At 35.9% G+C, this 10,402-nt stretch carries 4 protein-coding genes and 3 pseudogenes; 4 read left to right on the forward strand and 3 right to left on the reverse strand.

The window, feature by feature from the left end:
* Both GHI45_RS11320 and GHI45_RS10770 read left to right on the forward strand, forming a co-directional pair.
* On the forward strand, positions 1 to 518 hold a 518-nt coding region (locus GHI45_RS11320; protein ID WP_147780838.1), incomplete at its 5' end, for a MucBP domain-containing protein.
* A gap of 1,336 nt (positions 519 to 1,854) precedes the next feature.
* Positions 1,855 to 4,116 (forward strand): BspA family leucine-rich repeat surface protein, encoded by a 2,262-nt coding sequence (locus tag GHI45_RS10770; protein WP_147780839.1) that lies wholly within the window; start codon positions 1,855 to 1,857, stop codon positions 4,114 to 4,116.
* Between the two features lie 85 nt (positions 4,117 to 4,201).
* On the opposite strand, the pseudogene GHI45_RS11450 reads toward GHI45_RS10770, so the two are convergent.
* A pseudogene (locus GHI45_RS11450) lies at positions 4,202 to 5,373 on the reverse strand (IS3 family transposase); the annotation flags it as partial.
* Between the two features lie 77 nt (positions 5,374 to 5,450).
* Here GHI45_RS11450 and GHI45_RS10790 point away from each other — a divergent pair.
* Positions 5,451 to 6,607: pseudogene (locus tag GHI45_RS10790) on the forward strand (IS3 family transposase).
* Between the two features lie 20 nt (positions 6,608 to 6,627).
* On the opposite strand, the pseudogene GHI45_RS10795 reads toward GHI45_RS10790, so the two are convergent.
* Together GHI45_RS10795 and GHI45_RS10800 are read right to left on the reverse strand one after the other, a co-directional pair.
* Positions 6,628 to 8,493, reverse strand: a pseudogene (locus GHI45_RS10795) (DEAD/DEAH box helicase family protein); the annotation flags it as partial.
* A gap of 172 nt (positions 8,494 to 8,665) precedes the next feature.
* Positions 8,666 to 9,034 carry a DUF536 domain-containing protein gene (locus GHI45_RS10800; RefSeq protein ID WP_147780843.1) on the reverse strand — a complete coding sequence of 123 codons (369 nt, stop codon included), beginning with the start codon at positions 9,032 to 9,034 and terminating at the stop codon, positions 8,666 to 8,668.
* A gap of 386 nt (positions 9,035 to 9,420) precedes the next feature.
* On the opposite strand from GHI45_RS10800, the gene GHI45_RS10805 reads away from it, so the two are divergent.
* Positions 9,421 to 10,402, forward strand: a 982-nt coding sequence (locus tag GHI45_RS10805; protein WP_147780844.1) for a RepB family plasmid replication initiator protein, incomplete at its 3' end; no start/stop codon positions are given.

A 10,402-nucleotide genomic window follows, 5' to 3' on the forward strand; every position in this document is an offset into this window, starting at 1 on the left:
TAGCAGATGCAACTACTTCTGCTGGATACGTTGGACATGCTTATACAACTGCTCCAGTCAAAGTTGATGGGTATGTATTAAAAGAAACTCCAGTCAATGCAACAGGAAAATATTCAGATGATGAACAGATTGTCACATATGTTTACTATAAGAATAGTGCGTCAGTAACTGTTAAACATGTGGATGAAGCTGGCAAAGAGATAGCAGATGCAACTACTTCTGCTGGATACGTTGGACATGCTTATACAACTGCTCCAGTCAAAGTTGATGGGTATGTATTAAAAGAAACTCCAGTCAATGCAACAGGAAAATATTCAGATGATGAACAAATAGTTACATATGTTTATACAAAAAAAGCAGAAAAATCGATTATTAGCGATTATTCAAATTTATCTTCTAATAATCTTCCTAGCACAGGCGATTCTAATCCATCCGTAGGAATTATTAGTGGTTTCGTGTTTATTATTTTAGCTGGAGGAACAACTATTCTTGCGATGAAGAAAAACAAAAAGAATTAATAAACCAATAGTTCTCAATTAGGTAAATTTTTTAGACAAGATTAATTTCTTGTCTTTTTATATCATATTTGCCACATCTTGATATAAAACTCGAATCAGTTCTTTTATAAATGTTAAAAAATTTAGTTGGTAAATTGCAAATTTAATGGCAAATTGCAAATTTAATCTATCCATCTTATAACCTCTAAAATGGTGTCTGATACTTGAACACTTTTCTTGAATACTGATTAATACAAGTTTCAATACAAGAGGATTCATTCGAAGTCATTTCGTTATTTCTTTAGGTAAGAAGCATCTAATCATACGACTATGATTTTCAATCATCTCTCATTCAAAACTTGCATAAGTGTGAAAATAATACACTGCACAGTTTAAAACATCAACCAGCTTGACAAATTATCTACCATTATCTGAAGTGATCAACTTGAAATGAAATTCTTTCTGAAACTCACCAAGGATTGTATTGACTCATAAAGTAGACCTACCTGCGATTTCAAAACGGGTGACACGTTTTGTCAAAATCAATAAACAACTATTTTTAGCTTTTGTAAGAATAGCTGTGTTAATTTATCTAGAAACATCTGTCTTTTTTAGAACGAGTGTTAATTGTTTCTGGGGGTTCTTTAATAGACATACAGCAAGGGAGTTTAGAATTCTTTTTTCTGATTTTTTAGTCTTATTCTAGCCTGGGTAAAATAACTAATGATATTTCACATCAAGCCAATTGTAAAACTTTTGAGACAGAACAGTACCTAACCGCCTTGAATAACAACTTTAAAAGACTGTTTATTTCTTACACCATTAGTAACGGAATGATTCAATTTAGCTGTCACTTTAGAATGGCGTCCACACTGTTTCTTATCATTTTTGAGTAAGGTTAGAAGAATAATTAGGTTTAAACATGGGTTTAATTGACACTAATTGTCGCACCGAATAAATGAGATTTTTATTTAGTGTGGTATTATTGTCTTACAGTTGGGGCTTCTTCCTACTTGTCTTTACCAATTCAAGTACAAGAAATTCATATGCATTTTTTTTACTTCAAAGTTCCTAAATTAATTTTACAATTTACCAAAAATTTTAGATGATATGGTCTTTGTCTGATTGTTGGATACACTAAAATAAGTCACAGGAAAAAAAACACTAACCTCTTAAAGCAACCTTAAGTAGGATAATAGAGTACATTTCCCAGTTTATACACATCCCTCCCATTGAAAAACTATATAATTAGTATGTTTGAAAAAGGGTTGAACTGAACAGTGAAATTATGTTACAATATATTGCGTAAGGATATCGTTTGTAACTTTTGTAATTTTATCATTTGGAAAGGAATAACATGAAAAAAAAATTTGGAGTATCAAGTAGCATTGCCCTACTACTTTTAGGAAGTGTAGGGACCCCTATTGCTTTTGCAGAAACAAGCCCTGACATTTCATCAGAACTCATACAGGGAAAAGGAGAAACTAAGGAGAAAGTTCCCAACACCATAAATCTGAGTTCTGGAGAAACAAGTTCATCAGAAAACACGAATGAAGCAAGTGATGTTACTAAAATAGCTATTGATGAAGAAAAGAAAGACAAAAACATTACGACTAGCCAGGTAAGTCCAGCAATTTCTCCAACTGTTCAAGCAGAAACGTCTTCAATTATTACAGGTAGTTGGGGTACTGCAACTTATGATTTTGACGAAGAAACAGGTACAATAACTGCTCACGATGGAACCATCTCAGGAGGTTGGAGTCATTCTGCTGCCAATCACCCAACGGGGATTCCCATATCTTCTATTAAGCATGTTGTTTTTGGAAATAATGTGATACTCGCAAGGGACGGAGGATGGCTTTTTTCTAATTATACAAATTTAGTGTCTATTTCTGGCCGTCCTGATGCTTCACGAGTTGTTAATACGAACGCAATGTTCTACAAGGCAAACAATCTAGTTAGTGCAAATTTAGGCGATTGGGATACATCAAATTTACTTCAGACAAGTAACATGTTTGACGGATGTACAAGCTTAGTGGAAGTCAATTTAAATGGATGGGACTTCAGTAAAGTATTTAACATGCAATCTATGTTCCAATATGCAACGAGTTTAAAAACTATAAATAATATCAATAATTGGGATACAAGTAATGTTACAAACATGGGCTGGATGTTTTTCGAGTGCAATAGTTTAAACGAATTAAATATCAATAATTGGGATACAAGTACCGTTACAAACATGCAGTCCATGTTTTTTGGAAATAGCAGTTTAACTGCCCTTGACATCAATAATTGGAATACAAGTAATGTTACAAACATGGGCTGGATGTTTAGCGGTATGACTGGTATAAATGAACTAAATCTTAGTAATTGGAACACAAGTAAGGTTACTAATATGAGTTCAGTTTTTGAAAATAACACAAATTTAAGAAATCTCGATATCAGCAAATGGGATACAAGTAATACTATAGATATTACTGACTTGTTTAATAATGATAGTAATTTAGCCTCATTAAAAATAGGAGACAAGTCTATTTTTAACGCAACAGCACTTCTCCCAACCATTGACAGTTCCTCAGGAGAATATACTGGGCGCTGGATTGACTATGCAACTGGAATTACTTATGATTCGAGTGAAGACTTCATGGCAAACTATGAAGGTACAAATCCGGGAACGTATGTGTGGGAACGTAATTCACTTTCAGTGGACGCCAAAGATCTAACTCTTTATGTGGGAGATACTTGGAGTCCAAAAGACAGCTTCATTTCAGCTAAAGATACTTTAGGAAACAGCCTTAGCTTTGACGATATCACTGTTATAGGGGCAGTCGATACAACAAAAGTAGGAAGCTACCCTATTACCTATATGAATAAAAATCTATCTAAACAAATCACAGTAACAGTGCTTGAAAATGAGGAGAACTTAAGCACCAAAGATTTGACCATCTTCGAAGGAGAAGATTGGACAGTCTCTGACCACTTTACTGATGCGAAAGCGAAAGATGGTAGTGCTGTTTCTTTTTATCAGTTAATTTTGGAAGGACAAGAAGAAGTTAACCCTTCTAAGGCAGGAAAATATTCCTTTAAAGTAACAAATGGCAAAACAAGCAATACAGTTACCCTCACTGTTTTGAAAGACCAAGCATCAGTCTCAGTTAAGGATAGCACCGTCATGATTGGAGATAGCTGGACAGCGTCCGATAACTTTGTTTCTGCGACAGACCGATATGGTAATCCACTAGCTTTAGGAGACCTTACAGTAAAAGGAGATGTCGATACCAACAAAGTTGGTAAATACAAAGTGACTTACAGCTGGGAGGTTAGGAACGCTGATGGCGTTCTCATAGATAAAAAATTATCAGTTGATGCTTATGTGACTGTGGCAGATAAGACCACGGAAGAACGAACAAAGTACACACCTTCAAAACCACAGGCAGACAAAACACGAACTATTAATAGCAGAGGTTTGAAAACAAGTAATACTCCGTCTCGTTCAACAGAATTACCACGAACGGGAGAACAATCTTCTATTTCTGATTTAACTGTTGGAATTGGCTTGCTCTCTTTATCAGTATTATTTGGATTAGTCGGCTACAAAAAGAGAAAACACAGTAATTAAGTATTTAAAGAAAGCACTCACTCTTTTTGTAGTGCCCCCCAAAAGTTAGACTTTTGAAATCAAGTATTCGTACTTGATTTTTTTATTATTTTGAATAAGTTAAACGATGTTGAATTGGCCTCATCCAGTTCAATTTCTTTTTAATTCGTTTTGTGTTATAGTATTCAATCCAAATGGTAGTTGCTTGGCTCAGATCTTCAAAAGAGTTGAAGAACTGAGCCATAATAGATTTCTTCTTTGAGTAAACCAAAGAAGTTTTCCATGACTGAGTTATCATGACAGTTGCCTTTACGATTCATGGACTGAATAATTTTATGAGATTTAAATATGAAAACATAGTTCTTCATTTGATAGGCCCAGACTTGGTCAGAGTGGAAAGTGCGCCGAAACGGACAATCAGAAGAGACCTCTAAAGCTTGTTTTAGTGCATTCGTAATGGCTTGGTATGTTGGTTGCTTTGAAATATCAAAACTGATAATTCATTGTTAAACAAGTCCAGATAAGGATTAAGATAAAGCTTTTTTTTGGACACCCTTATCATAGTATTTGAACTCCGTCGTGTCCGTTGTTATCTTTTGATGTGGGACAGAGCTGTTAAAACGTCTATGGAGCTTATTCTTAGCTACTTTACCAACACTTCCCTTGTAGGAGTTATACTTGCCAAATTTATGCCAGAATGCCGTCACACGAAGTCCAAGTTTTTTCATCAGGCGTTGTACCTTTTTATGGTTGGCGACAATCCCACGTTTCTTGAGAAGTTCAACCATGGGACGATAGCCTGCGTTGGCGTGTTCTGATCGAATGGCAAGCATTTCTTGCTCCATTGCTTCGTCTTTATTCGTACGATCAAAATGAGCTTTCCAGTAGTAATAAGTCGCTTTGGGAATCCCTGAGAACATTAGAGGTTGTTGGAGGGGAACTTGAATTCTCTTCGGAGCTCACAGACCACACGGAATTTCCCCTCTTGTGTTGTTCCTGACGCAATCTCCTCAGCCCTTTTAAATACTCTACTTCCATTTGTAAATTTAAATTTTCTTTCTGAAGACGTACGAGTTATTGTTCATATTCACACAACTCTGATTGTGACGATTTAGTTTTGTTCTTCTTAGGCCTTCCAGGAACTTTAGAAAAAGCAGATTCCCCTTGCTCACGATAATCAAGAACCCAACGATTAAGTAGGGGAGTGTTAGCTATTCCTACTTCATAAGCAATCTCTTGGTAGGTCTTTTCGCTTGTTAGGTATAAGTTTACCGCATTGGAGCTATACTATAAAAGTGGACACAAATAAGTGTGCTATAATCTGTCTAAGAAGACACAAAAATGAAAGGACTTTTATGTCAGGATTTAAACATTACGACGGGGAGTTTAAACAATCTCTTGTCAACCTCTACCAAACAGGTAAAAAGCAAGCTGAACTCTGTAAAGACTAAGGTGTTTCTCAAACAGCACTCTCTAAATGGATTAAGCAATTCTCTCAGGTTCAACTGGAAGACGACACAGTAATGACGGCTAAACAAATTCAAGCATTACAAAAGCCGAATGCGCAATTATAAGAGGAAAATATCATCTTAAAAAAGTGAGTGCCATATTCATGCAAAACTCAAAGTGAGATTAGAATCTGTCTATCGACTCCGATTTGAACACACGACAGTGATGCTCTGTCGTGTTTTACATGTCAATCGTTCCACTTACTATAGTTTCATTAACAGGAAGCCTTCTAAGCGTGAAATAGAGAATCAACACTTAAGAAAATTACTTCTTGAAATTTATATGAAAGCTAAGAAAAGAATTGGAACAAGAGCTTTTAAAATTATTCTTTTGCGTGATTATGGCGTCACTATTTCTGAAGGACGTATTTTACGACTTCTTAAGTCTATGACACTTCCTAAGATGTCAACGATTAAACCGAAATTTAAATCAAAGCAATCAACGGAATGTTCTTCTGATAATTTACTTAAACAAGAATTTAATCCGCAGTCCCCAAATCAAGTTTGGACAACTGATTTCACTTATATTTCTATAGGACCTAAACGACATGTTTACCTTTGTGCCATTCTTGACCTCTACTCGAGAAAATGTATTGCTTGGAAGGTAAGTGATAGGATTGATGAACAACTCGCCTGTGACACACTAAGGATAGCTATAAATAAAAGAAAACCAAAGGAATCAATCATTTACCACTCGGCTCAAGGGAGTCAATTTAAATCAGCTCCCTTTAGAAAGCTATTAGATGGTCATCAGTTGCTTGCCTCATACTCTAAACCTGGCTATCCTTACGATAATGCCGTGACCGAGGTCTTTTTCAAGTACCTTAAACAACGAGAAATTAATCGAAGAACGTATCACTCAATTCAGGAAGTCAAATTATCTTGTTTTGAATATATTGAACAATTTTATAACAATTATAATCCTCATTCTGCCAACAATGGGTTAACTCCAAATCAGAAGGAAGAAAATTATTTTAAGAAAACATAGCTCATTTTGTGTCTAATTATTTGACATTAGTCCAATCTCTGCTTGATTCGGATTCGTAGAGAAGGTAATGGCCACACGTGGGAAGTCTGGATCCTCCATGCGGTGACGGTCATCAAAGGCTTTCCCTGTAAACAAGTTGCCTTCTGCTTTTCTTCTTTGGAGCTCATGATAGATGGCTTTGGCTTGTTTGATGGAATGTGTCGTAAGAATGGCCGACATGGTTGGCAGGCCTTGTTTGAATGTGAATTTCTTAAGCAGACTGCGCCGATCAAAAATCTTGTCCAATAAGGCCGTGATGTAAGTCTCTTGTTCATAGGCCTCGGTTGGAATCAATTTTTCTTGTTCCAACAGGTCGGTTGGGAGTTCATCCCCATTCACACCTCTGACAATGTCTTCTTGTTCATCCTCGCTTAAGAGCGAATGGTATTCCACTTGGAAACCAAGCACCGCTTCATCATCCATGGCATTCTTGGTCGTATAGGCATGAAGTAAGTCGCCATACTGGTCTTGTGTGGTTCGTGCATAGCTTCCATTTTCTTGTTTCTTATTCTCGTCAAAAATGGGAGTTCCTGTTAAACCAAACCAGGTCGATTGGGGGAAGACTTTTTTAATCTTCTTCATTTCTTCATCACTGACTGCCCGATGTGCTTCATCGACGATGAAGACCAAGTGTTCTTTCTTTAACTTCTCAAAACGTTGTGTTCCTTCGGCTTCACTTTCTTTTTGAGCCGAACGAATGGCCGCAGATAATTTTTGGATGGTCGTAATCAGGATGGTATTGTTATTCTTCGCAGATAAGAGACTTTTTGAGAGTTGGTATTGATTTTTAATGCCAACAATCAAAGTATTGCTTACAGAAGTCCCACTGGTTTGACCCGTGTGGAATTCAGAAGCAAATTTTGTAAACTCGTCTTGTGTTTGTGAGTCCAAGTCTGTCCGGTCTACTACCATGATAGTCCGGTCGACCCCAATCGCATGTTGGGCCAGGAGTTTGGTCGCTACAAAGCTGGTAATGGTTTTTCCAGATCCTGTCGCATGCCAGATGTATCCGCCTTTATGGTCCGCTGCTTGCGCACGGATCTTACGGATGGCATGGATCTGGTAAGGTCTTAAGACCATAAGGAACTTTTGACTCTTTTGGTCATCCACCAAGATGGTGTATTGACTGATTAATTCATGGGCATCCGGAATACGGAGGACTTCTCGTGTGAAGTCAAAGAGGTCTGAAATAACCGCATTATCTTCTGTCCGCCAGTTGAAGAGGAATTTCTTCATCCGCTCGTATGCTTCTGGTGTGTTTTGACTCGGACGGGCAAAGTATCTGGTGTCTACCTTGTTTGAAATGACAAAGAGTTGTGTGGCTCCGTAAATGCCATTAAAAAAGCCGTCTTCGATGGCATAGCGTTTGATTTGATCAAAGGCTTGCATGTAGCCATCCTTGGCTGCTTCATTCTTCAATTCCACATGAATGATGGGCAAGCCGTTGATGAGCAAGGTCACATCCCCACGGGTCTTATGATCGGTGTCAGGCACAATTTGATGCACGACCTCATAAGCTGAAGTGCCGCCACCAATGTCTTTGTTTCTAAAGACTTCTAAACTGACCGAAGTGCCATCTTCGCGCTCCAAAGGAAGTTGAGCGACCCCATTCTCTCCTCGCAACCATTGAGAAGCCTGGAAGGGGGTTCCGGTTTGGCGTTCAAATTCGGTCCGAACCCTTTTGAATTCTAAATCGGTTAACTCAATGCCTTCAAGCTTGGCCGTGTTCATGCGATTCAAATGACCTCTCAAGTTGTCCCATAAGGCAGCTTCTGTCTTTAAATCTGGCCGGTAACGCCATTGATTTTCTCTTTCGCTTAACAGTTCAATAAAATGATTCTCAATCGCTAATTCGGCCGTCATAAGTCTCCCATTTTCTTTTTTAATCTTCTTCTTATTTTACGATAAAAGCGCTAAAAAAGACAGCTTTAAATTACTGCTTTAGCAATTTTTCCGCTTTTATCTCAGCCTCTTATATCAAAAAAAAGCGACCATAAAAGAGACGCTTTCTTCTTGATTTTATTCTTACTTTTTTTTATTTAAACCATTTGGCAAAAAAACCTTGTCTTTTTGTTTCTTCTTGTTGAAAAGTATCAGTATAATTGGACTCTTGTTCTTCTTTTTTTGATTCTTCAAGGAGTTTAATTTTTTCTTGAGCTTGTAGTGTAAGCACTTGTTGGTTTTCAAGTAATTTTTGAAGTTGGGTTATTTGTTTATCTTTAATATCAAGCTGAGCAACAACGGTTGCCAACAGGTTGCCATCCTTTTTTTCTTTCTTTTCTTCACTGAATTCATCATTAATGCTTTTATTTGTTATTAAATCTTTAATTTTTGGGTATTTCAAAGATAGCTCTTTTAAACCATCGAGTAATATTATTTTAGTACCTTTTTCGTTGGTTGCCAACTAAGTTGCCAACTAAGTTTTTCATTTAATTTATTATTTTCTTATCTCTTTTCGTAATTAAATATTTTATCTTAATATATTAAAAGACAAATCTTTTAATTCATCAATTAATATTATTTTAAAAATAGGCGTAGCCTAATAATTTATATTTATATATTTTTACTTTTATTCTTTTATAGAGAAATGAATGTAGTCATATAGCACCTCCAAAGAATTATACCAGTACAAAAAACTGTGCATACCAGTACAAAAAACTGTGCATACCAGTACAAAAAACTGTGCATACCAGTACATTTTGCTTTTTCTTGTACTGGTATGCTATAATATATCATTGGGATTTCACGATGATTATATCGCCCTATCTTATAAGGAGTATTATTATTATTATGACCGCTAGTAAAAAAAATGAATCAACAAACAAAATTCCAGAATTAAGAGAGCGTAAAGTTGTGGAGGCAAATGATTTAATCACATCAATAGCCAAAATGGATAAAACTCCCATGAAAATTTTTGAATTAGCTGTTTCATGTATTGATACAGAAAAACCACCTAAGGATAATGTAGTATATTTATCAAAGCAAGAATTGTTTTCTTTTTTTGATGTGTATGATAACGATAAACATAGCCGTTTTAAAAAATCGATTGAAAAGATGCAGGAGCAAGCTTTTTTTGAAGTAAGGCAAGAAGTAGATAAGGGATTTAATTTTAGGAGGATTGTCCCAATTCCTGAAGTTGCATGGAATGATTATAACGATGAGGTATACATCAGATTTGATCAAGCTATTATGCCTTATTTAATTGATTTAAAAAGTAATTTCACTCAGTATGCTTTAACAGATGTGATGGGATTGGAAAGTAAGTACAGCATTATAATTTATAAATGGCTATCAATGAGTTATAACCAGTTCGAACATTATAAATTCAAAAATAGTCGAACAAAAAAACAGTTACATGAATTAAAAAATCCTAAAATTGAAATAGTAGATATAAGAACATTGACGGATACACTAGATATCTATAAAGATATGAGTAATTTTGAAAGAAGAGTGTTAAAAAATTCTCTTACAGAAATAAATTTAAATACTCATTTTAACGTTACTTACGACAAAATAAAAAAAGGTCGTTCAGTGTCAGAAATCCAGTTTCATATTGAAAAGAAAGTGAATTGGAAGGATGAAGAATACAAGAAGAATGATACGAAATCTCAATTGTCAATTGAAAACAAGAAAAAAGAACAGAACGACTTGCTTGCTAAAGCTATCTCAAATCCTTATACCATGCAGCTAATTACTGCAGGATTACTCTTTGCTACTGACATGGCTAAACAGAAAACGCTTATTGGCCTCTCTGAGCACGTTTATCCTCTTT

This window comes from Lactococcus sp. dk101 (assembly GCF_009601055.1).
Taxonomy (GTDB): domain Bacteria; phylum Bacillota; class Bacilli; order Lactobacillales; family Streptococcaceae; genus Lactococcus.

What these genes read in the sequence shown, in the direction of transcription:
- GHI45_RS10770 (WP_147780839.1), top strand. Translation starts at nt 1,855, where the DNA reads ATGAAAAAAAAATTTGGAGTATCAAGTAGCATTGCCCTACTACTTTTA.